We start from the raw sequence: 21,542 nt of genomic DNA, 5'->3' as shown, positions 1-21,542 counted from the left end.
ACACCTGACGGTGCGCGTCGTCGTCCGTGGGCCCCTCCTATCGACTACCGGGATAACCGCCAGACTACCGAAAGGTGGGGTCAATATTGGACGCCGATAGGGGGTCAGTTTTGCGCGCCGGTTGACAGGACGTTCATAAGGAAACCATTGCGGTCGCGGTTGCCGATGGGGAACGCGGAGGCGAGGTGCGTTTCGTCGGCACGGTCGCCAACGAGGACGATGCGATCAGGAAGCTGGTCAAGCGGCTGACTGGACCGGGCGTGACGTTGAACGTCTGCTACGAAGCTGGTCCCTGCGGGTATGGCTTGCATCGGCTGCTGACGAAGCTGGGACAGAATTGCATCGTCATCGCCCCCTCGATGATGCCGCGGCGCCCGGGTGACCATGTAAAGACGGACCGGCGTGACGCGATGACCCTGGCGCGGCTGCTACGCGCTGGCGAACTCACCGCAATCTGGATACCGGACGAAGCGCACGAGGCGGTACGCGATCTCATCCGCGCGCGACGCAGCGCGCAAGATGATGCCATCGGAGCCAAGCAGACAGTGCGCAGCTTCCTGTTGCGTCATGATCGTCGTTTCGGCGGCAAGGCGGCCTGGACGAAAATGTACTGGCGGTGGTTGTCCGAGCAGCGGTTCGATTTTCCCCACCAACAGCTGGCATTCGAGGAAATGCAGAAGCGGGTGCTGGAGGCGCAGGCACGGGTTGGGCGCTTAGAAGCGGCGCTGACTGAAGCGGTGGACGCATGGTGTTTTGCGCCGCTGGTCCGCAATCTACAGGTCCTGCGCGGTATCATGTCACACGAACTGACAAACTGACCCCCTCGGGTTTGACGAGAGGAGGGACAGATGACGACAGGTGTTTCAGAGTTTCCCGCACGATTGAGGTCGATGCAGGGAGAGGAAATGCTTCAGGCAGAGGAGGTGGCCGCAATGATGCGGCTGCATGAACTGGGCTGGGGAGCCAAGCGGCTTTCGAAGGAGTTTGGCTGCGCGCGCAACACCGTCCGCCGCTATCTTCGTGCGGGCGGTGCGGCCCCCTTCAACAGACCGACGCGCAAGACAGCATTCGACGGGCTCGATGACTGGCTGCGCGAACGTTTCTTCCGGCATGGCGGCAATGCCGACGTCGTGCGTCAGGAACTGGCCAGCGAGCACGGGATCGTGATTGGCCTGCGGTCGGTCGAGCTTCGGGTTCAGCGCTGGCGCCGGGAGTTGAAGGCGCAGAAGCGGGCGACGGTACGCTTCGAAACGCCTCCGGGCCATCAACTGCAAATCGATTTTGGCGAGGCCCGGGTCTGGATCGGCGACGAACGGATCCGCGTGCATATCTTTGTTGCGACGCTTTGCTACTCGCGCCGGATGCATATCCGCCCGTCGCTTCGCGAGCGCCAGATTGACTGGTTCGAAGGCATGGAGGGGACTTTCCTGCGCTTCGGAGGCGTACCCACCGAGGTTCTGTTCGATAATGCCAGGGCGCTGGTCGAGCATCATGATGCCGCGACACGCGAGGTTCGCTTCAACGGCCGGCTTCATGCCTTTGCCCGGTATTGGGGGTTCAAGCCTCGAGCATGCGCTCCTTATCGGGCCCGCACCAAAGGCAAGGATGAACGCGGTGTCGGTTACGTGAAGCACAATGCGATCGCCGGGCGCCGCTTCCCGTCCTGGGGCGCCTTTGTTGCTCACCTCGACCAGTGGAACCGGGAGATCGCCGACCAGCGTGTGCATGGCACGACCGGCGAATTACCCATCGTGCGGTTCGCGGATGAGGCCGGGGTGCATCGACCATTGGGCGGCCGTGCTCCCTTTGGCCAGCTGCGCGACCTGATCCGCAAGGTTCGGCCCGATTGCGCGATTGACCTCGATACCAACAGCTACTCGGTCCCCTGGCGCCTGGTTGGTGAGACGGTGCAGGTCGTGGTGCTGGCCGGCCGCGTGATCGTGCGTCATGCCGGCGAAGTTGTCGCCGATCACCCGGTTTGCGAAGGGCGCCGTCAGCAGGTCACCGACAGAGCCCACCTGACGGGGTTGGTCGGCGCCGGTCCGATCCGGGAACTATCGCCGCAGCCCCTGCAGACGCCGGCCTTGCTGCGGCCGCTTGCTGAATATGAAGCCGTTGTTGGGGGAGGCTGGTGATGGCGACCATCGATCATGACGCGCTTATAGCGATGCTCGACCGGCTTAAGCTAACCGCGATCCGCGACCAGCTCGATACGCTACTGGACGAAGCCGCACGCTCGGAAATGACCTTGCGCGAGTCTTTGGCCTTCTTCGTCCAGCGCGAGATTGCCCGGCGTGACGAGCGGCGCATCACCATGGCCAGCAAAATCGCCCAGTTCCCGTTCGTGCGTGAGCTCGACGGCTTCGAGTTTGATGCCCAGCCATCGCTGGATCCAGGGCATATCCGCGAACTCGCGACCTGCCGGTGGATCGCGCATGGCGACACGACGCTGCTTCTGGGCCCGCCGGGAACCGGTAAGACGCACTTGGCCGTCGCCCTTGGCCGAGAAGCCATCCGGCAGAACTACTCGGTTCAGTTCGTGACCGCGGCGACCTTGGTAGCGATGCTGGCCAAGGCCCACGACGACGGCCTGCTCGACAAGCAGTTGACCCAGTTGAGCCGCCCCAAACTCCTGATCATCGACGAATTGGGCTATCTGCCGTTCGAGGCCAACGCCGCCCATCTGTTCTTCCAACTGGTCTCGCGGCGCTACGAAAAGGGCTCGATCCTGGTCACTTCGAACCGTTCAGTGGGCGAATGGGGCGGCGTCTTCGGCGATCCTGTCGTTGCCACGGCGATCCTCGACAGGCTGCTGCACCATTCCACAGTCATTACCATCCGCGGAGACAGCTATCGGCTTCGCGAAAAGCGTAGGTCCGGCCTTCTGCAGAAGGCCGGACCTACGCTTGAAACCAGCAACGCAACCGCTTCATGAAAGGGGGCAGTTCTTCACTTCGCCCAAGGGGTCAAATCCTCAGTTCGTTTGACAATCAGGCTGGTCAGCGCTGCGACGCTGGTCGCTGAAGTAGGCGATCTCACCCGCTTCGACAATCCCAAGCAACTGATGGCGTATGTCGGCTTGGTGCCGTCCGAGCACTCCAGCGGCGCTCGGACCAAACGGGGCCGGATCACCCGCGCGGGCAACGCGCAGGCACGAACCATGCTGATTGAGGCGGGCTGGTCGTATCGACTGCCCGCTCGCGAGGAACGACGCTACCGTGAGCGGGTCATCGACTTGTCCGAGGACATCCAGGCGATCGGGTGGAAAGCGCAGGTTCGCCTGTGCCAGCGCTACCGTCGCCTGGCGGCCACGGGCAAGCCTCAGCCCAAGGTGACCACCGCGATCGCGCGTGAACTGGCCGGCTATGCCTGGGACATCGCCCGTCGGGTGTCGCCGGCGATAGCCGGCTGATCCACCCACGACATTAACGAGAGGAGGCGCCAGCGCACCAACTGCATAGCCTTGGCCGGCGTGCCGCGGGCACCCGACTGTGATGGGCAATCCACGGTGTACGGTGGGGCAGGTTCGTCCGACGCCCGAACTTAGACGGAGGATAGGCCCAGCGACGGATACGGGTAGTGCGGTAATCAACCCGCGGATGAGAGCATGATCAATCGTCGTCGATCAGGCGCCCGCGGCACACCCGCCAAGGTCAATGCGACCGCTGGTCTCGAGGCCAGCGAAGGAGTAAACTCGGCCAGCGTCTCGGATGGCAGTCATGAGAGCGTATATCTGTGCCCGTTTTATGTGACGCCCCCGTGTTGCGCAAACTGGTCAAGGCTTCGGCCTTGCGTTGAAGCTCTTCAGCCCGAGCCAATGCGAGGGTCTTCACCTCCGAACTTGCCCGTCCAATATCTGCCCAAAGGCCCAACAGCGTGCGGATCTCCTCGATCGGGAAACCGAGATCGCGGGCATTTGCGATGAACCGCAGGCGATGGAGATCGCGCGCGCCATAGTCGCGATAGCCCGCACCCCGGCGTGGCGGCGCCGGGATGAGGCCGATCTTCTCATAATGGCGGATCATCCGCTCCGAGACCCCGCTTTGCTTCGACGCCTCCCCGATGTTCACAGCGCTTTCCGGTTGAGGCGCAGCGCGTTGGTGACCACGCTGACCGAGGAGAGCGCCATGGCGGCGGCCGCGATGATCGGCGAGAGCAGGATGCCGAACAGCGGATAGAGCGCGCCCGCCGCCACCGGCACCCCGGCGACATTGTAGATGAAGGCGAAGACCAGGTTCTGGCGGATGTTGGACATGGTCGCCTGGCTCAGCCGCCGTGCCCGCACAATGCCCATGAGATCGCCCTTGAGCAGCGTCACGCCCGCGCTCTCGATCGCGACGTCGGTGCCCGATCCCATTGCGATGCCGACATCGGCGGCAGCCAGTGCGGGGGCGTCGTTGACCCCGTCGCCGGCCATCGCCACCACGCGCCCCTCGCTCTTCAACCGCGCGACGACGGCACTCTTCTGGTCGGGCAGTACCTCGGCTTCGACATCGTCAATGCCGAGCCGCCTTGCCACCGCCTCTGCTGTGGTGCGGTTGTCGCCGGTCAACATCACCACGCGAATGCCTTCGGCCTTGAGTGCGGCCAGGGCCTCCGGCGTCGTCTGCTTCACGGGATCGGCGATTGCAAAGGCGCCGCCGACGGTGCCGTCGACGCCGATGAAGATCGCGGTGGCGCCATCCCGGCGCAGGGCGTCGGCCTGCTCCGCCAGCGCGTCGGTTGCTATGCCCTCTTCCGAGAGGAACCGCGCATTACCGAGCACGATCCGGCGGCCGTCGACGGTGCCGAGCGCGCCGCGTCCGGTGGGGGAATCGAAGTCGGTGACGTCGCTCGTGGGGATGCCGCGATCCTTGGCGGCCTCGACGATCGCCAGCGCGAGCGGATGCTCGGAGGCCCGCTCGACCGAGGCGGCAAGCCGCAGCAGTTCGGCTTCGTCGAAGCCGGGCGCCGGCACGATCTGGGTGACGGCAGGCCGGCCTTCGGTCAGCGTGCCGGTCTTGTCGACGACGAGCGTGTCGACTTTTTCCATATGCTCGAGCGCTTCGGCATTCTTGATGAGGACGCCGAGCCCGGCGCCGCGGCCAACCCCGACCATGATCGACATCGGCGTGGCGAGACCCAGTGCGCAGGGACAGGCGATGATCAGCACGGCGACCGCCGCAACCAGCCCGTAGGCGAAGCGCGGCTCGGGGCCCCAGATGCCCCAGGCGATGAACGCGACCACCGCGACCGCGATGACCACGGGCACGAACCAGCCCGACACCTGATCGGCCATGCGCTGGATCGGCGCGCGCGAGCGCTGCGCCTCGGCGACCATCTGGACGATGCGCGCCAGCATGGTGTCCCGGCCAACCTTGTCGGCGACGATAACGAGCGCGCCGGTCTGGTTGAGCGTGCCGCCGATCACCGTGTCGGCCTTGGCCTTGGTGACGGGCATGGACTCACCGGTGACCATCGACTCGTCGAGCGAGGAACGGCCGTCCTCGACCACGCCATCGACCGGCACCTTCTCGCCGGGACGCACACGCAGGCGGTCGCCGACCGCAACGAGATCGAGGCTGATTTCCTCTTCACTGCCATCGGAACCGATCCGGCGCGCGGTCTTTGGAGCAAGGTTAAGCAGCGCCTTGATCGCGCCCGAGGTCCGCTCGCGCGCGCGCAGTTCGAGCATCTGGCCGAGCAGCACGAGGACAGTGATCACCGCGGCCGCCTCGAAATAGACGGCAACCATGCCGTCCTCTCCGCGGAAGGCGGGCGGGAACAGCTGGGGCGCGAGCGTCGCGACGACGCTGTAGATCCAGGCGACCCCGGTCCCCATCGCGATCAGGGTGAACATGTTGAGGTTGCGGGTCTTGAGCGAGGCCCAGCCACGCTCGAAGAAGGGCCAGCCCGCCCAGAGCACGACGGGTGTCGCCAGCACGAACTGGATCCATACCGAGATCGACATCGGCACGAGGCGATGGATCGCGGGAAAGAGATGCGCGCCCATCTCGAGGATCAGCACCGGGAGGGCCAGCATCAGGCCGACCCGGAAGCGCCGTGTGAAATCGACCAGCTCATGGCTGGGGCCGCTGTCGGCAGTCACGGTCGCGGGCTCGAGCGCCATGCCGCAGATCGGACAGGATCCGGGATGGTCCTGCCGGATCTCTGGATGCATCGGGCAGGTCCAGATCGTGCCTTCGGGCGCCGCGACCGGCGGCGCTGGCGGGCCGAGATAGCGCTCGGGATCGGCGATGAATTTGGTCCGGCAGCCCGCGCTACAGAAATGATAGCGTTCACCGCCATGCTCGGCGTGATGCGCCGTGGTCGCCGGGTCGACGGTCATGCCGCAGACCGGGTCCTTGACGCCGGTCGCCGCTTTCGCGGCGCTGTGGCCGCCGCAGCAACCGCCGCCATGCGCCGCTCCATGTGTCTCGTTCATCGCCTTGCTCCTTTCGACGCATGACGATCTAGGGTCTGACACCGTGTCAGGGTCAATACGTAATCGCCTAAGCGGACAAATCGGCGGGCCCGTTCGCCTGGCCGCCATCAGCCAAGGTCATTGGCAACCGTAAGGCCGTGGTCCTGCGCCGGTCGATGCGCCGTAAACAGGTCGATCGCGCCGGTGATGGTCAAAAGCCGAAACGTCTCGGCCACATGCCTGAAGCCGGCCGCCGCGATCAGGCCGGGGAGCACGCCGTCGGCATTGGGCCGGGTATCATCGATGCCATCGAGCCCCTGCACGGTCAGGCGGAAGGCGAGCCGCATGAGACCGTGCTGGCGGCCATAATCGGCGATCACCAGGCGGCCACCCGGGCGCAGCATGGCGAACATGGCGCGCAGGGTTGCCGCCTTCTCCCTGACCGGCATCTGATGCAGCACGAGACTCGACACGACAGCGTCGGCGGTGCCTGGGGCCACGTCCCTGGCAAATCCCTGACGCCAGTCGATATCGGCCTGCCGCGCAGCGGCCTTGTGCCGCGCGATGTCGAGCGCCTCGGCATCGGGATCGAGACCGATCACCTGCGTCCTGGGCTCGGCTTGCTTGAGCATCAGCGCGAAGCTGCCGGTGCCACAGCCGACGTAGACGACCGTCTCACCGGCTTTGGGCGCCAGGGCGGCGAGCATGGCGGCACGCCACCGCTTCTCCCGCGTCCACAGGCGGATCGCGCGATCATAGTCTTTCGTCGATCCGGTCCCGAGCGGCGGGGTGTAGGATTGCATTGGCTTCTCCCAACGCGAGGCGTCCGAAACGATAAGCTACATCGACATGGGCGGCGATAGTGTCCCCAGCCAGGCGACGAGCCCGAGAATGACGATCGCAAGACCGCCTTCGACGACGAGGCTCGCGCGCAGCAGCGCCTGCGCCCGTGGCGCGTCCTCTTCCTCGATCGCCTGCGCCAGTGCCGGGGTCAGGCGATAACGGTTGAGCGCGGCCAGGCCCAGCATGCCGGCGAACAGCAGCAGCTTGGCGATGAGCAGCAGGCCGTAGGTCGACTGCCCGAGCGAGGCGACGTTGCCCGGACCGACCAGGAACCAGCCGTTCACCGTCCCGGTCAGGATCAGCAGGGCGACGATGATCGTGCCGACGAGGGAGAAGCCCCGCAGGGCTTCCTCGGCGAGCGTGATCCGGTCCATGTCTTGAGCGGCGAGATCATCGGTTGCGAGCCTGGGAAGTACCAGCGCGAGGAAGGCGGCAAGCGCGCCGACCCAGGCGCCGGCGGCGAGCAGATGGATGAGATCGGCCAGCAGTTGCAGCCAGCCCGCCTCGCCTTCGCCGGCCGCGCCATGCCCGCTCCAGGCGAGGGTCGCGAGCGCGACCGCGCCCGCCAGAGTGGAGGCGATGAAGGCAGGACGGGATTGCCGGCGATACAAGGGGATGCAGAGCAGAAGAACGAGGAGCGCGACGAGGCGCGCCTTCAGCGCCGTTCCCATGGAAGTGCCGTTGAACAGCTCTGCGACCATGGAAAGATCAGGCTGGGCGAGTGGCAGCCCGGTCATCGCCGCAGCCTGCAACGCGAACCCCAGCGCCGACAGCAGGAGGGCGAGACAGGCGAGACCGGCCACCATTGCCGCCATCGGCAGATGCCGCTGCACCATCCGGCCGCCGCCGGGCGCATAGAGCGCGAACAGCGGCAGGCCGAACAGCAGGCCGAGATCGACGTAGAGCGCCCAGCGGACGGCGACGAGTGCCACGTCGTTCATGGCGTCACTTGACGGTAAAGGCGAGATTGCCCTGGATGCGGTGCGTGTCGGTCGAGACGACGTGCCAGGCGACCTGATAGCTGCCCGCCATGAGCGGCTTGGCGAGCGTCAGCACGAGCGTCTTGTCGCCTTCGACGGACGTCTTGAAGCCGGTTACCGCCATGCGGTGGTTGGGCATGCCGGGCATGCCGGTCATCACGATCTCGGCGCCCGACAGCTTCGGCATCAGACCTTCACTGAAGGTGAGCGTGATACGCGACGGCGCCGGGACGCTGGCGTTGGCGGCGGGCGTCGAGGACACGAGCTTGGGATGGGCGTAGGCCGGAGCAGAAACACTCAGGCCGACGGCGGCGATGGCTGCGAGCGGCGAAAAGAAGCGCATTTGGACATTCTCCTGTCAGTGACATGAGAGAATACGCAGCCGCGACCTGCACCCCTCGCAATTTTCTTTTTGTTCCCGGACAAGGGTTAGAAGACCACCCTGCGTATTGAGAAGAGAAGACGGAGAAACATCATGGACCACCTCGACGACATGCTCAGCCGGTTGCGGGAAGCCCCCCTCGATCCCCGGCTTGCCGGGCTGGACAGCCGCGTCATGGCCGAGATCGCCCGGCTCCAGGCCATGCCGCGCCTGAGCGCCACGACCTTCGGTGTCGCAGCCGCGGTCGCGCTCTTCATCGGCATCGCCGGTTCCGCGGTGCCAGTGCGTTCGGCAGATGCTGCGGCATCGCCCTTCGACGCGCGGCTCGCGCTCGCTCCTTCGACGCTGCTGAGCGCGCAATGATGCGCGATCGCCGCGGCCTTCTCCTTCTCGTGCTGCTGACGTTTGTTGCGGCAGTAGCGGGGGTCGTGATCGGCCGGCTCTATGTCGTGCCGGCGCCCCCTGTCGAGAATGAGCTGCACGACCTGCTCCATCGCGATCTCAAGCTGGATAGCGCGCAACATGCACGGCTCGAGGCTATCGAAGCCCGCTACGCCATCCGCCGACAGGCCCTGGAAGCGGAACTGCGCGCCGACAATGCATGGCTCGCGCAGGCCATCAGGTCGGAACATGGCTATGGGCCTCAGGTCTCCGCCGCCGTCGACCGGTCACACCAGGCGATGGGCGCGCTGCAGAAGGAAACGCTCGAGCATATCTTCGCGATGCGTGCGGTGCTCCGCCCCGACCAGACGGTGAAGTTCGACGACGCCGTCGTGAAAGCGCTGACGGCCGAGAAAAAATGACGCTCCACCTCCCCGACTGCTCGGACGGGGAGCTTGCGGCTCTGGCGCTGGGGGGCCGGCAAGCGGCCTATGGCGAGCTGGTCCGCCGGCATCAGGGCTGGGTACACCGTCTCGTGCGCAGCCATGTCGGTAGCCCCGACGAGGCGCTCGACGTCACTCAGGCGAGCTTCGTGGCCGCCTTTTCCGCGCTCAGCCGCTATGATGGGACGCGGCCCTTCCCGGTCTGGATGTCGCGGATCGTCATCAACAAATGCCACGACTGGCGCCGTCGCCGTGCGGTCCGCAATTTCTTTTCCTTCGCCCTTCCTCTGGGCGAAGCCGAACATATCGTCGACGACGCCCCCTCGGCCGACCGCGCCCTGGATGCCGAACAGCAACTCGCCGAGGCGATGACGGCGATCGCCGCCCTGCCCGCCTCGCTCAAGGACACGCTCATCCTGCGGACGATCGACGAGAAATCGGAAGCCGAAACCGCCGAGATCCTCGGCATCTCCCAGAAGGCCGTCGAGACCCGCCTCTACCGCGCCCGGGCGCGCCTCGCGGAAAGTTTGAAGAAAGTTTGAGGGGCAGGCGGGTGGGCTGCGTATTTCCAATAGGTCCGCCCTCTTTCTGCAAGCTGAGACAAACCGAATGATTTCTGCCCTCGACCGCCGCCAGTTCCTTCGCGGCGCGGCCCTCGCCGGTGGTGGCGCCGCATTATCAGCCTGGCTGCCTGCCTGGGCGCAGACCATCTCGCCGGGGATGCGACCGACGCTGCCGACCGTGTCGGGCGAAGACATCACGCTGACCATCGCCCGGCAGTCGATGAGCATCGACGGGCGCCAGTTCCGCGCAATCGGTCTCAACGGCACGGTCCCCGCCCCGCTGATCCGGCTGCGCGAAGGCCAGCGCGTGCGGCTCAACGTCGTCAATCAACTCGAGGAGGACAGCTCGATCCACTGGCACGGGCTGATCCTGCCGGCCAATATGGACGGCGTGCCGGGCGTGTCTTTTCCGGGCATCAAGCCGGGATCGAACTACCTCTACCAGTTCCCCGTCGTGCAAAGCGGCACCTACTGGTATCACAGCCATTCAGGCCTGCAGGAACAGGAAGGCCATTACGGCCCGATCATCATCGATCCCGCCGGTGCCGATCCGGTCGCCTATGACCGCGAGCATGTCATCGTGCTCGCCGATCACAGCGCGCTCTCGCCGCAGGCGATCTTCCGGCGCCTCAAGGTCAACCCCGGCCATTTCAATTTCCAGCGCCAGACCCTGGCCGGGCTCCTGTCGGGCAAGGATCAGCCGCTCAAGGACCGGCTCGACTGGGGCCAGATGCGGATGGACCCGGCCGACATCTCCGATGTGACCGGATCCACCTACACCTATCTCGTCAACGGCCATGGTCCGATGGACAACTGGACCGCGCTCTTCACCCCGGGCGAACGGGTGCGGCTGCGGGTCATCAATGCGTCGGCGATGACCACCTTCAACGTCCGCATCCCCGGCCTGCCGCTGACCATCGTCCAGGCCGACGGGCAGAATGTGGTGCCGGTCACCGTCGACGAGTTCCAGATTGGTGTTGCCGAGACCTACGACGTCGTTGTCAGCCCAGGCGATGACAAGGCCTACACCCTTGTCGGCGAGGCGATCGACCGCTCGGGCATGGCGCGTGCCACGCTCGCGCCGCGCGCCGGCATGGCCGGCGAGGTTCCCCCCTTACGCAAACGGCCGCTCGCCGACATGAAGGACATGGGCATGGACATGTCCTCGATGCCGGGCATGGAAGGCATGGACATGTCGGGCGGCGCTATGCGGGGCGTCGATCCGACGGCCGAGAAGAACGCGTCCGCGCGCCTCGCGACCGGCGCGGCGGCAGCGATGGCGACCATGGACAATAGCGCCATGGCAGGCATGGATCATTCGGGGATGGATCATGGATCGATGGCCGGCATGGACCACGGCGCGATGGGCGCCGATGGCCAGATGGCGGGCATGGATCATGGCGGGCACGCGATGGGCTCGATGAAGATGCGCGACTTCTCGAACGCGCCGCAGGTGAAGCGCGACCCGAGCGTCCAGACCATCTCGCCGATGCCCGTAGACCGCACCGGCGAGCCCGGCCAGGGCCTCGCCGACGTCGGCCACAAGGTGCTTGTCTACAGGGACCTGATGGCGCTCGATCGCAATCCGGACGTGCGCGCGCCGAGCCGCAGCATCGACATTCACCTCACCGGCAACATGGAGCGGTTCATGTGGTCGTTCGACGGCGAAAAAATGTCGGACCATCACGAGCCGATCCCCTTCATCGAAGGCGAGCGGGTGCGCGTCAATCTCATCAACGACACGATGATGGGGCATCCGATCCATATTCACGGGCATTTTTTCGAGCTGGTGACGGGGCATGGCGATCATGCGCCGCGCAAGCATACGGTGATCGTCCAGCCCGGCGGCAAGGTGACCTGGGACTTCACCGCCGACGCGGTCGGCGACTGGGCCTTCCACTGTCATCTCCTCTACCACATGCATGCAGGGATGATGCGGGTCGTGAGCGTCCGTCCGAAGGGAGACGCGTAATGACCCGCATCCTCACGCCGCTGGTGAGCGCGATCGCCCTTTTCGCTGCCGCGCCCGCCTTTGCCCAGGATCATTCGATGCACGGCATGCCCGGCATGGCGCCGCCGGGCGAAGTGGCGCCGGCGCAGGAGAAGAAGAAGGACAAGGCCGCCGCCAGGCCGCGCGCTCAGACACCAGCGCCAGACGCCACCTCGGCGATGGACCATTCGCAGCACCAGGCCAGTCCTGCGCCGCAGGGAGATGCGGCCGGTCAGCCGCAACCCGCGTCTCCCGCGATGCCGGACATGCCGGGCATGGACCACTCCCAGCATCAGGACGGCGCGATGCCGGACATGCCCGGGATGGACCATTCGCAGCATGGCCAGACCGCCATGCCCGGCATGCAAATGACCGGCACGGCGCTTCCGGCCGGCAATGCGCCCCCGCCGCCTCCCCCCAGCGACCACTTCGCCGATCGTGATTTTCCCGGCGCCGAGATGGCGCGCTCACGCGACATCATGATGAAGGACAGCGGCGGCAGCAATTTCGGGCAGGTGCTGCTCAACCTGTTCGAGTATCAAGCGCATAGCGGTCGCGATGGCTATCGCTGGGATGGCGAAGGCTTTTACGGCGGCGATATCAACCGGCTCTGGCTCAAGAGCGAGGGCGAAGGCGAGTTCGGCCGCGGCATCGACAGCGCGGAGGTGCAGGTGCTCTATAGCCGGGCCATCGACCCCTATTTCAATCTTCAGGGCGGTATCCGCCAGGACTTCGGCCGCGGGCCCGACCGCACTTACGCGACGGTCGGCGTCGAGGGCCTGGCTCCCGGCATGTTCGAAGTCGAAGGCGCGCTGTTCCTCTCGACCAAGGGCGATGTTCTGGGCCGGGTCGAGGGCTATTACGACCAGCGCATTACCCAGCGCCTGATCTTGCAGCCGCGCGCCGAGGTCAATTTCGCCGCGCAGGATATTCCGGAGAACGACATCGGTTCGGGGCTGGTCAACATAGAGCTCGGCGCGCGCCTGCGCTATGAGTTTAGCCGCCAGTTCGCACCCTATATCGGCGTCTCTTATCTGCGCAAAGCCGGCGACACGGCGCGGCTGTCGAGGCTTGCCGGCGAGGACGTCCATGCGACCAGCTTCGTCGCCGGCGTTCGCTTCTGGTTTTAGCATCAGGACGGCTGATGGCGGGGGCGAACAGGAGAGCGGGGCGTTACACTCATACCAAGGTCGGCCGGCGCCGAGCGAAGGAGATACGTCATGGACCATTCGTCCCACATGAACACCCGGAAGATGGGCGCCTATTGGAGCCTTGCCGTTCAGACCGTCATCAGCGGCGTCATCATGTATCTGGTGATGTTCGTCATGATCGACGGGCTCGACAGCTTCTACAACAACCTCAACATGCTCTACATGACGCTGATGATGGTCGCGCCGATGGTGGTGCTGATGATCCTCGCCATGGGGCACATGTTCGCGTCGAAAGCCGCCAACATCGCGCTGATCGCCGCGTCGCTGGTCGCCTTCTTCGGCAGCTTTGCGCTCATCCGCACCCAGACCACGATCGGCGACACGGCCTTTCTGCGCTCGATGATCCCGCATCATTCCGGGGCGATCCTGATGTGCCAGGAAGCAAAGCTCAGCGATCCGGAAGTCATCCGGCTTTGCGAAGCGATCAAGCGCTCGCAGCGGCAGGAAATCGACGAGATGAAGGCCATACTCGCGCGGCGCTGAGTGGCACGGTCGGGCTACGCCCGGATCCGTGCGCCCGGCCAGGCATGTGAGCCGGGACGATGGTCGACACGAGGCGCGGGCCGGACGAGATTGCCAGCGACGTAGCGCGGCTTGCGCCGCTGTTCCTGCGACAGGCTGGCGGCCATGTCCTGACGCTGCTCGATCCTGCCGGGATCGTGCTGAGCTATAATGAAGAAGGCGAGCGTGCCGAATGCTGGCCCCTCGATCGCGTCCTGGGACAGCCCCATGACCTGTTCTACCCGCCCGACGAGATTGCGGCGGGTCGTCCACGCGCAGACCTGGCGGCCGCCCTTCACGAGGGCACGCTGGAGCGCGAAGCGTGGCGGGTCTGCGAGAACGGCGCGGAATATCTCGCGCGCCTGACGATCAGCGCCCTGTTCGAAGGCGACACACATCGAGGCTTTGCCTGCATCAGTCGCGATGTCACCGACGAGGCGGCGGTCCGGGCGTCAATCGAGACCCGCGAGCAGCATCTCCAGTCGATCCTGGCGACCGTCCCCGATGCGATGATCATCATCGACGAGACCGGCGCCATCACGTCGTTCAGCGCGGCCGCCCAACGCCTGTTCGGCTATTCGGAAACCGAGCTCGTCGGCCGCAACGTCTCCTGCCTGATGCCCCAGCCCGATCGCGACCGGCACGACGAATATATCGCGCATTATCTCCAGACCGGCGAGCGCCGGATCATCGGCCTCGGCCGCGTCGTGGTCGGCCAGCGCCGCGACGGCTCGACCTTCCCGATGCAGCTGTCGGTTGGCGAGGCCGGTGAAGACGGGCAGCGGTTGTTCACCGGCTTCATCCGGGATCTCACCGCCAAGGAGCAGGATGAGCTCAGGCTCAAGGAACTGCAGGCAGAGCTGGTCCATGTCTCCCGGCTGAGCGCGATGGGCACGATGGCCTCGACCCTCGCGCATGAGCTCAACCAGCCGCTTGCCGCGGTCGCGCTCTATCTCGAGACGATCCGCGACATGCTCGACGAGCGGGACGACGAACCCTTCGTGTCGCTACGGTCGGTGATGGATGATGCGGCACAGGAAACGCTGCGGGCCGGCCATATCGTCCGGCGCCTGCGCGATTTCGTCGCCCGCGGCGAGGTCGACAAGAGCCTCCACGAGCTGCCGCGGGTCATCGCCGAGGCGAGCCAGCTCGCGCTGGTCGACGCCCGCGAGCGCGGCATCCGCAGCTTCTTTGCAGTCGATCCCGCCGCGACGCCGGTCCTCGTCGACAGGGTGCAGATCCAGCAGGTGCTGGTCAACCTGATGCGCAATGCCATCGAGGCGATGGCGGAGTGTCCGGTTCGCGACCTCAAGGTGGCGACCAGGTTGCGCCCTGACGGGCTGATCGAGGTGACCGTGGCGGATACCGGCCCCGGCATCGCCGACGAGGTCCGGGAGCAGCTCTTCACGGCGTTCAAGTCGACAAAGGCCGACGGCATGGGCCTCGGCCTTTCGATCTGCCGGACCATCATCGAAGCGCATGGGGGCCGTATCTGGATGGAGCGCCCCGACCGCGGCGGCGCGCGCTTTCACTTCACGCTGATCCACGCGCGGGCGAAGGAGGAACATGGGGGATAGACGCATCATTCATCTGGTCGACGACGAGGAGAGCATCCGCAAGGCGGCAAGCTTCGCGCTCAAAACCGCGGGCTATGATGTCATCGCCTACACCTCCGGAGTGGAATTTCTCAGGACAGCGAAGTCCGCTGAAGTAGGCTGCGTTATCTTGGATGTGCGGATGCCTGAAATGGACGGTCTCCAAGTCCAGACCACTATGGCTGCGCGTGGGATCAACATGCCGGTCATCGTCCTGACCGGCCACGGCGATGTGTCGGTAGCTGTGCAGGCTATGAAAGGCGGCGCGATTGACTTTCTCGAAAAGCCCTTCGAGAAGGCTGCCCTGCTCGAGGCCGTGAGGCGCGCTTTCGCTCGTCTCGACGATGTCGACCTTCGCGCGCTGGAATCGTCGGAAGCCGAGGTGCGGGTTGCTGCCTTGACCCCCCGCGAGCAGGAAGTGCTGGAAGGATTGGCGAACGGCTTGCCCAACAAGACGATCGCCTATGATCTGGGTTGCTCATCCCGGACGGTCGAGGTTCACCGCGCCAGCCTCATGGCCAAGCTCGAGGTCCGCAATCTCTCTGAGGCGTTGAGGATCGCCTTTGCTGCCGGGTTCGGTCGCAAGACGTGATAACTGCGCCCTCTACGTAGCGACGAGGATGCCGCATCGTGCGAGCCATTGCCGTGATGCAACAGGTCCTCATGTCGCGCGAGATGTCTTCGTTTTCTGACACACAAGGTGATGGGCGCTACACCATCCTCGTCTCCGACGACGACCCGGGTGTTCGGCGTGCCCTTCAGCTTCTCCTTAGATCCCGTGGCTACTGCGTCTGTAGCTATACAAGTGGTAGCGCGCTTTTGGCCGATCCGCATTCCAAGCGAGCCAATTGCCTGATTGTTGATTATCGCATGCCGGACATTGATGGCTTTTCGATCCTGCGCCAACTCCGATCGCTGGGCTGGTCCGGATGCTCCATCATGATTTCGGGCTTCCATGACGAGGTTCTCGCCCGCCGCGCTGCCGACGCGGGCTTTGATCACATGATCACTAAACCACTAAGGAGCCGTCTACTCCTCGAGGCAATCGGCCGTCACAGACGCCTCTCGTCGAATGAGTAAATGGACCGCGTCCGACCGCCAACGCTAAAGAGGCCAGGTGGGGACACGAGCACGTCGTTTTTCCAGAGGAAACCAACCCAGCTGCGCCCAAGGGCCTTGCCCGCGGCTGGGCTCATTTGTCACAGCAACACATCTTGGATAGTGGTGGACGGTACGATTCATATCGATTTACGCGCTCCCCTTATCCGCCTGACGAATTAGCACCTGAAGAGGGCCGTTTCCAAGCTAGTGGCAGGACCACAAGCAGCAGGAGCGACAGGCCGGCAATGCTCCAGAGGACGAGAGGCTGAGCGCCGGGTGCGGCGAAAGCGAGCGCCACGGGCGCCAGTGCCTGCCCGATGCTGGCAGCCGAATGCTGGAGGCCAAGCCTCACCCCTGAGGCCGCCGCAGAACCGCTGATCCAGAAGCTTGTGACCAATCGCAGGCTCGCCGAGCTCCAACCGGCGACCAGGATGAACACGCTCATATCGGCTATGCTTGATGCGAGTGGAAAGGCAACGAGCGCCGCTGCCAGCAAACCGAGCGTCAATCCGGCAAGACGCCCGGGAACCTTCACTAACCAATCGAGCCTTGCATGAAAGATCTGCGCCGCCAGCATGCCGAATCCGCAAAGACTGAGCATCCAGGCGATCTGCTCGCGGCTCAGCGAGACCGCACTGCGCGTCATCAGGAGATTGACGTGCATAGCGGCAAGCCCGGCCCCCGCAGCGATCGTGATGAGTAATAGGACTCCCGTGGCGCAGACTGTCGGCGGCGGCGGATCTCCTGAGTCGAGGCAGTGCGCACAGCGGCCTGGCAGGCTTACAAGGCAAAGCGACCCCGCGACGGTGCCGATGCTGGCAGCAACGATCATGAGCGGCGCGCCGGGCATGATCGCAACGGAGGCTTCCGCCAAAAGCGGTCCGCCGAGGTCTCCCAAAAATACAGACCCCGTCAACCAGGTGAAACGCCGCGCCTGCTCCCCACGGCTGACCGCGGCGAAACTCGCACTGAGCAGCGCAAGCGGTATGATGGCGGCGGCCGCCATCCCCGCGACCGTGCGCAAAACGTAGAGAGTCGGCAGAGCTACGAGGCCAACTGGTGCAGTCACCATCGCGAGGATAATGAGCGCTGTGCGCAACATGACGCGGTAGTCGACCCGGTCGGCAATCCAGCCCCAAAGCGGTGCCGCCACCAGTGCTGCCAGCGGGTGGACGGCGGTCAAGCTCGCGACATGAAAATCATGCGCTGAGGAAAGCCCGCCGGGATTTGGGTCGACCAGGGTCGGAAGGAAAGCGAGAATGGCCGTCTGCCCTGCCGAGGCCGACACCGCCGCGAGCAGCAACACAATGAAGGAGGATTGACCACGCTTGCCATCGTGTGATTCGCCTTGGGGAACAAGCGGGTCAGCGGTTCGTCGGAGAGCCGGTATCACCACCAAGCGCGCAAGCCGATCACCAGCCGGTGTTCGGATGACCCCTCGCCCCGCAGGCGTCGGAAGCCCGCCGTGCCATCGAACGCACGCTCCCAGACGAAGCCGATATAGGGCGCGAACTTGCGCGACACCTCGTAGCGCAACCGTCCGCTCAGCTCGACATTGCTGAAGCCGCTGCCAAGCTGCCGATCTCTCGACCGCTTCGAATAGATATTGGTCTCTACCTGCGGTGTGAGGATCAACCGATTGGTGAACAGGACCTCATAGGAGGCCTTGGCGCGCGCCGCGAGACGCCCATCGGTTCCTACATAGCCGGTGAGCTGGACGTCGAACCAATAAGGCGCCAGTCCCTCGACGCCGGCGGCCAGCCATGTCGTCGCGCCCTTGCCGAGATCCTGCCTGACCCCGAGCAGCGTGCCCCAGAACGGGTTCTTGCTGTGCCACCACAGCGCCTCGACGCTGCTCTCCGGATCGAGACGTTGGTCGCGGGAGTTCTTGAGGCCCTGGCTGCGCAGCCAGAGCTTGTCATTGTCCTGACCCTTGGTGACGAGCACGGTCCAACCCACGCCCTGACCCTCGTTGCCGCTGGCGAATTCGAGCTCATCGACAAGTATCTTGGGGATCGAGAGCTTGTCGGCCATCTCATAGCCCGGCAGCGTCGAGTTGCGATAGCCGTCGGCATAATCGTCCGAGTTGCGCGCGTCCGGCGGGGCCTTGCCACCCTGCATCGAGCCCATGTCCATCGTGGCGCCGTTACCGGACGCCTTCGTGTCGGTCATATCCATGCCCGGCATGTCCATGCCCGCATGGTCCTGAGAGCCTTGCGCGGAAGGGGTGTGCTGAGCGGGAGTGGCCGTTTGGGCAGGGGTGGCGGCGGGCGACGGGGGCGAGGCATCCTGCGCGAGGGCGGGAGCCGTGATCGCCGGCGCCAGGAAGAGGGCAGCGCCAAGAGCGATGCCGCGCGAGGGGAAAATCCGGATCATGCGACCACCACCTCCCGGAACATGCCGGCCGCCATGTGATAGAGCAGATGGCAGTGGAAGGCCCATCGGCCCATGGCGTCGGCGGTGACGCGGAAGCTCACCCGCTGGGCGGGCTGGACCACGACCGTATGCTTGCGGACCTGGAAGGCGCCGTCCGGGCCTTCGACATCGCTCCACATGCCGTGCAGATGCATCGGATGCGCCATCATCGTGTCGTTGACGAAGGTGACGCGCAGCCGCTCGTTTGGCTTGAAATGAAGCGGCCTGGAATCGTTGAGCTTGATGCCGTCGAGCGACCAGATGAACCGTTCCATATTGCCCGTCAGATGCAGCTCGATGTCGCGCTCGGGCTCGCGCGGGTCGGGATCGCCGCCCGGCGTGCGCAGATCGGCCAGCGTCAGCACGCGCCAGCCGCGCCCGCGCAGCCCGGCGCCGGGATCGTCGAGATTGGTGCGCGGATAGTCGACGCGCATGTCGGTATTGGCGCCATATTCGGTGCGGGCGTGCCGTGCCCTGGCCGGCATCTCGGTCATGCCGTGCCCGGCATGCGCGTCGCCTCCCATTGCGCCCATCGTCGCCATCGCGCCCATCATGTCGACCGGCTCGAGCCAGGTCCGGGCATCGAGCGGCGGCACGGCTGCCGCCATGCCCGGGGCCGGTGCGATCGTGCCACGCGCATAGCCGCTCCGATCGATCGCCTGCGCGAAGATGGTGCGGGCGCCGCCCTCGGGCATGGTGAACTCGACGTCGTAGGTCTCGCCCGGGCCGATCCGGAATTCCTCGACCGTGACCGGCTCGACCGGCTGCCCGTCGGTCGATACGACCGTCAGCTCGACCCCGGGGATCCGCACGTCGAAGAACGTCGCCGTCCCCGCGCCGACGAAGCGCAGGCGCACGCGCTCGCCGGGCGCGGCGATACCGGTCCAGTTGCCGGCGGGCGGCGCGCCGTTCATCAGATAGGTGTAGGTCGCGGCAGAGACATCGCTGTAGTCGGTCGGGTTCATCCGCGAGCTGTTCCACATCCGCCGCCGCTCGAGCGCCTTGCCCAAGCCCATGGTGCCGACATCCTTGAGGAAATCGCCGGCGGTCGGCTGCGCAAAATTATAGTAGCTGCTCTGCTTCTTGAGATTGAGGAAGATCTGCAACGGCGGCTCGTCCGACCAGTCGCTGAGCACGATGCAATAGTCGCGATCGGGCGCCCGCGCCGTCGGCACCTGTTTTGGCTCCACGATGATCGCTCCATAGAGTCCCGTCTGCTCGGCGAGCGTGTGAGCGTGATACCAGTAGGTTCCGCTCTGGCGGACCTCGAAGCGATAGGTGAAGGTCTCGCCCGGCGCGATGCCGGCAAAGCTGATGCCGGGCACGCCGTCCATCTCCGCCGGCACGATGATGCCGTGCCAATGGATGCTCGACATCTCCTTGAGGCCGTTGCGTACGCGCAGCGTGACCGTGTCGCCTTCGCGCAGGCGCAGGACCGGCGCGGGCACGCTGCCGTTCACGGCGGTCGCGATACGGCGTTTGCCGGTGAAGTTGACCGGCAGCTCGGCGATCTCGAGGTCGAACTCGGTCCCGCTCAGCTCAGCGGGCAAGGTTGGTGCGGATCGCGCGAGAAGCGCCGGGGCGAAACCGGCGACCGCGCCGCCGATCGCCAGCCCCTGGACGAAACGGCGCCGCGCGATCGGCCGGATATGTAAGGGAGACATGAACTGTACTTTCGCGAAGTCGGCTTCAGGCGAGGTCGAGGACGATCCGGCCCTCGATGTCGCCATGATGCATGCGGGAGAAGACGTCGTTGATGTTCTCGAGCCTGTCCGCATGGACCGTGGCCTTGACCTTGCCCTCGCCGGCGAACGCCAGTGCCTCGAGCAGATCGAGCCGCGTGCCAACGATCGAGCCGCGCACGGTAATGCCGTTCAGCACGGTGTCGAAGATCGACAACGGGAAGTCGCCCGGCGGCAGGCCGTTGAGCGCGACCGTGCCGCCGCGCCGGACCATGCCGAGCGCCTGCTGGAACGCCTTGGGCGAAACGGCGGTCACCAGCGCCCCGTGCGCGCCGCCAATGGCTTTCTTGAGCGCTGCCGAAGGGTCCTCGTTGCGCGCGTTGACCGTCAGTGTGGCGCCAAGGCGTGTAGCGAGGTCGAGCTTGCTATCGTCGATGTCGACCGCGGCCACATTGAGACCCATGGCTCGGGCATATTGCACCGCCATGTGGCCGAGCCCGCCAATGCCGGAGACGACCACCCACTCGCCGGGTCGGGCCTCGGTGGCCTTCAATCCCTTGTAGACGGTGACGCCCGCGCAGAGGATCGGCGCAATGTCGAGGAAGTCGACATTGTCGGGAAGGTGACCAACATAGTTGGGATCGGCGAGGACATATTCGGCAAAGCTGCCATTGACCGAATAGCCGGTGTTCTGCTGTTCGTGGCAAAGCGTCTCCCAGCCACCCAGGCAATGCACGCAGTGCCCGCAGGCGGTGTAGAGCCAGGGCACACCGACCCGGTCGCCTTCCTTCACATGGGTGACGCCTGCACCGACGGCGGCGACATGCCCGACGCCTTCATGGCCAGGAATGAAGGGCGGGTTGGGCTTGACCGGCCAGTCTCCTTCTGCCGCGTGCAGGTCGGTATGGCACACGCCGGTTGCCGCAATCTTGACCAGGATCTGCCCGGGGCCGACCGCCGGGATCGGCGCCTCCTCGATGACCAGGGGCTTGCCGAATTCGCGGACGACCGCCGCCTTCATGGTTTTCGCCATGTCCGTTTCTCCTTTTGAG

Annotated in this window: 21 protein-coding genes and 1 pseudogene; 13 read left to right on the top strand and 9 right to left on the bottom strand. The window is 65.3% G+C overall.

Going from position 1 to position 21,542, the window contains the following annotated elements:
- The first annotated feature begins 185 nt into the window (after positions 1-185).
- The 4 genes and pseudogenes from C2R25_RS03780 to C2R25_RS03765 form a co-directional block, all read left to right on the top strand.
- On the top strand, positions 186-818 hold the full coding sequence (locus C2R25_RS03780; protein WP_233203750.1) for a transposase: 633 nt from the start codon (positions 186-188) through the stop codon (positions 816-818).
- 30 nt (positions 819-848) lie between these two features.
- The gene (istA, locus tag C2R25_RS03775; RefSeq protein WP_103727913.1) at positions 849-2,135 is read left to right on the top strand and encodes an IS21 family transposase; all 1,287 of its coding nucleotides are present in this window, start codon (positions 849-851) and stop codon (positions 2,133-2,135) included.
- Complete coding sequence (istB, locus tag C2R25_RS03770) at positions 2,135-2,935, top strand: IS21-like element helper ATPase IstB (RefSeq protein ID WP_103727912.1); 801 nt, start codon at positions 2,135-2,137, stop codon at positions 2,933-2,935. Before istA ends, istB begins: the two co-directional genes overlap by 1 nt.
- Positions 2,936-2,995: 60 nt before the next feature.
- Positions 2,996-3,412 (top strand): annotated as a pseudogene (locus tag C2R25_RS03765) (transposase); the annotation flags it as partial.
- Positions 3,413-3,653: 241 nt separating this feature from the next.
- Here C2R25_RS03765 and C2R25_RS03760 read toward each other — a convergent pair.
- The 5 genes from C2R25_RS03760 to copC all read right to left on the bottom strand — a co-directional run bounded on the left by C2R25_RS03760 (position 3,654) and on the right by copC (position 8,569).
- Positions 3,654-4,070 (bottom strand): MerR family transcriptional regulator, encoded by a 417-nt coding sequence (locus C2R25_RS03760; RefSeq protein ID WP_010336581.1) that lies wholly within the window; start codon positions 4,068-4,070, stop codon positions 3,654-3,656.
- Positions 4,067-6,424: a heavy metal translocating P-type ATPase gene (locus tag C2R25_RS03755; RefSeq protein WP_103727911.1), complete on the bottom strand. Its 2,358-nt coding sequence runs from the start codon at positions 6,422-6,424 to the stop codon at positions 4,067-4,069. Before C2R25_RS03755 ends, C2R25_RS03760 begins: the two co-directional genes overlap by 4 nt.
- Positions 6,425-6,531: 107 nt before the next feature.
- The gene (locus C2R25_RS03750) at positions 6,532-7,206 is read right to left on the bottom strand and encodes a class I SAM-dependent methyltransferase (RefSeq protein WP_103727910.1); all 675 of its coding nucleotides are present in this window, start codon (positions 7,204-7,206) and stop codon (positions 6,532-6,534) included.
- 36 nt (positions 7,207-7,242) lie between these two features.
- Positions 7,243-8,187, bottom strand: coding sequence for a copper homeostasis membrane protein CopD (copD, locus tag C2R25_RS03745; RefSeq protein WP_062787970.1), 945 nt, complete (start codon positions 8,185-8,187; stop codon positions 7,243-7,245).
- A gap of 4 nt (positions 8,188-8,191) precedes the next feature.
- Positions 8,192-8,569, bottom strand: coding sequence for a copper homeostasis periplasmic binding protein CopC (gene copC, locus C2R25_RS03740; RefSeq protein WP_007406420.1), 378 nt, complete (start codon positions 8,567-8,569; stop codon positions 8,192-8,194).
- A 132-nt stretch (positions 8,570-8,701) separates the two neighbouring features.
- On the opposite strand from copC, the gene C2R25_RS03735 reads away from it, so the two are divergent.
- The 9 genes from C2R25_RS03735 (at position 8,702) to C2R25_RS03695 (ending at position 16,372) form a co-directional block, all read left to right on the top strand.
- The gene (locus tag C2R25_RS03735; protein WP_037447996.1) at positions 8,702-8,971 is read left to right on the top strand and encodes a hypothetical protein; all 270 of its coding nucleotides are present in this window, start codon (positions 8,702-8,704) and stop codon (positions 8,969-8,971) included.
- Positions 8,971-9,411: a periplasmic heavy metal sensor gene (locus C2R25_RS03730; protein WP_026109207.1), complete on the top strand. Its 441-nt coding sequence runs from the start codon at positions 8,971-8,973 to the stop codon at positions 9,409-9,411. Before C2R25_RS03735 ends, C2R25_RS03730 begins: the two co-directional genes overlap by 1 nt.
- On the top strand, positions 9,408-9,974 hold the full coding sequence (locus C2R25_RS03725) for an RNA polymerase sigma factor (RefSeq protein WP_017501305.1): 567 nt from the start codon (positions 9,408-9,410) through the stop codon (positions 9,972-9,974). Before C2R25_RS03730 ends, C2R25_RS03725 begins: the two co-directional genes overlap by 4 nt.
- 67 nt (positions 9,975-10,041) lie before the next feature.
- Positions 10,042-11,967 (top strand): copper resistance system multicopper oxidase, encoded by a 1,926-nt coding sequence (locus tag C2R25_RS03720; RefSeq protein WP_103727909.1) that lies wholly within the window; start codon positions 10,042-10,044, stop codon positions 11,965-11,967.
- Entirely contained in the window at positions 11,967-13,115 is a 1,149-nt protein-coding gene (locus tag C2R25_RS03715; RefSeq protein WP_103727908.1) for a copper resistance protein B, read from the top strand. The genes C2R25_RS03720 and C2R25_RS03715 overlap by 1 nt, the downstream gene beginning before the upstream one ends.
- A gap of 90 nt (positions 13,116-13,205) precedes the next feature.
- Complete coding sequence (locus tag C2R25_RS03710) at positions 13,206-13,679, top strand: DUF305 domain-containing protein (RefSeq protein ID WP_103727907.1); 474 nt, start codon at positions 13,206-13,208, stop codon at positions 13,677-13,679.
- 59 nt (positions 13,680-13,738) lie between these two features.
- Positions 13,739-15,274 (top strand): PAS domain S-box protein, encoded by a 1,536-nt coding sequence (locus tag C2R25_RS03705; RefSeq protein ID WP_103727906.1) that lies wholly within the window; start codon positions 13,739-13,741, stop codon positions 15,272-15,274.
- Positions 15,264-15,884 (top strand): response regulator transcription factor, encoded by a 621-nt coding sequence (locus C2R25_RS03700; RefSeq protein WP_037486757.1) that lies wholly within the window; start codon positions 15,264-15,266, stop codon positions 15,882-15,884. Before C2R25_RS03705 ends, C2R25_RS03700 begins: the two co-directional genes overlap by 11 nt.
- Before the next feature lie 83 nt (positions 15,885-15,967).
- Positions 15,968-16,372 carry a response regulator gene (locus tag C2R25_RS03695; protein WP_103727918.1) on the top strand — a complete coding sequence of 135 codons (405 nt, stop codon included), beginning with the start codon at positions 15,968-15,970 and terminating at the stop codon, positions 16,370-16,372.
- A gap of 181 nt (positions 16,373-16,553) precedes the next feature.
- On the opposite strand, the gene C2R25_RS03690 is transcribed toward C2R25_RS03695, so the two are convergent.
- The 4 genes from C2R25_RS03690 to adhP form a co-directional block, all read right to left on the bottom strand.
- On the bottom strand, positions 16,554-17,699 hold the full coding sequence (locus C2R25_RS03690; RefSeq protein ID WP_231735490.1) for an MFS transporter: 1,146 nt from the start codon (positions 17,697-17,699) through the stop codon (positions 16,554-16,556).
- Between the two features lie 83 nt (positions 17,700-17,782).
- Positions 17,783-18,769, bottom strand: a complete 987-nt coding sequence (locus C2R25_RS03685) for a copper resistance protein B (RefSeq protein WP_170172290.1) — start codon at positions 18,767-18,769, stop codon at positions 17,783-17,785.
- Positions 18,766-20,472, bottom strand: a complete 1,707-nt coding sequence (locus C2R25_RS03680; protein WP_015449263.1) for a copper resistance system multicopper oxidase — start codon at positions 20,470-20,472, stop codon at positions 18,766-18,768. The genes C2R25_RS03685 and C2R25_RS03680 overlap by 4 nt, the downstream gene beginning before the upstream one ends.
- A 25-nt stretch (positions 20,473-20,497) precedes the next feature.
- Positions 20,498-21,523, bottom strand: a complete 1,026-nt coding sequence (gene adhP / locus C2R25_RS03675; RefSeq protein ID WP_037569599.1) for an alcohol dehydrogenase AdhP — start codon at positions 21,521-21,523, stop codon at positions 20,498-20,500.
- Between the last annotated feature and the right edge of the window lie 19 nt (positions 21,524-21,542).

This window comes from Novosphingobium sp. HII-3 (assembly GCF_002916655.1).
Taxonomy (GTDB): domain Bacteria; phylum Pseudomonadota; class Alphaproteobacteria; order Sphingomonadales; family Sphingomonadaceae; genus Novosphingobium; species Novosphingobium panipatense.
The sequence above is the reverse complement of the archived record's forward strand: the minus strand, read 5'-3'. Positions and strand labels throughout refer to the sequence as shown.

Bases quoted from the DNA above. Each gene is read 5' to 3' on its own strand.
- istA (WP_103727913.1), top strand. From the start codon at position 849: ATGACGACAGGTGTTTCAGAGTTTCCCGCACGATTGAGGTCGATGCAG.
- istB (WP_103727912.1), top strand. From the start codon at position 2,135: ATGGCGACCATCGATCATGACGCGCTTATAGCGATGCTCGACCGGCTT.
- C2R25_RS03755 (WP_103727911.1), bottom strand. From the start codon at position 6,424: ATGAACGAGACACATGGAGCGGCGCATGGCGGCGGTTGCTGCGGCGGC.
- C2R25_RS03750 (WP_103727910.1), bottom strand. From the start codon at position 7,206: ATGCAATCCTACACCCCGCCGCTCGGGACCGGATCGACGAAAGACTAT.
- copD (WP_062787970.1), bottom strand. From the start codon at position 8,187: ATGAACGACGTGGCACTCGTCGCCGTCCGCTGGGCGCTCTACGTCGAT.
- copC (WP_007406420.1), bottom strand. From the start codon at position 8,569: ATGCGCTTCTTTTCGCCGCTCGCAGCCATCGCCGCCGTCGGCCTGAGT.
- C2R25_RS03735 (WP_037447996.1), top strand. From the start codon at position 8,702: ATGGACCACCTCGACGACATGCTCAGCCGGTTGCGGGAAGCCCCCCTC.
- C2R25_RS03730 (WP_026109207.1), top strand. From the start codon at position 8,971: ATGCGCGATCGCCGCGGCCTTCTCCTTCTCGTGCTGCTGACGTTTGTT.
- C2R25_RS03725 (WP_017501305.1), top strand. From the start codon at position 9,408: ATGACGCTCCACCTCCCCGACTGCTCGGACGGGGAGCTTGCGGCTCTG.
- C2R25_RS03720 (WP_103727909.1), top strand. From the start codon at position 10,042: ATGATTTCTGCCCTCGACCGCCGCCAGTTCCTTCGCGGCGCGGCCCTC.
- C2R25_RS03715 (WP_103727908.1), top strand. From the start codon at position 11,967: ATGACCCGCATCCTCACGCCGCTGGTGAGCGCGATCGCCCTTTTCGCT.
- C2R25_RS03710 (WP_103727907.1), top strand. From the start codon at position 13,206: ATGGACCATTCGTCCCACATGAACACCCGGAAGATGGGCGCCTATTGG.
- C2R25_RS03705 (WP_103727906.1), top strand. From the start codon at position 13,739: ATGGTCGACACGAGGCGCGGGCCGGACGAGATTGCCAGCGACGTAGCG.
- C2R25_RS03700 (WP_037486757.1), top strand. From the start codon at position 15,264: ATGGGGGATAGACGCATCATTCATCTGGTCGACGACGAGGAGAGCATC.
- C2R25_RS03695 (WP_103727918.1), top strand. From the start codon at position 15,968: ATGTCTTCGTTTTCTGACACACAAGGTGATGGGCGCTACACCATCCTC.
- C2R25_RS03685 (WP_170172290.1), bottom strand. From the start codon at position 18,769: ATGATCCGGATTTTCCCCTCGCGCGGCATCGCTCTTGGCGCTGCCCTC.
- C2R25_RS03680 (WP_015449263.1), bottom strand. From the start codon at position 20,472: ATGTCTCCCTTACATATCCGGCCGATCGCGCGGCGCCGTTTCGTCCAG.
- adhP (WP_037569599.1), bottom strand. From the start codon at position 21,523: ATGGCGAAAACCATGAAGGCGGCGGTCGTCCGCGAATTCGGCAAGCCC.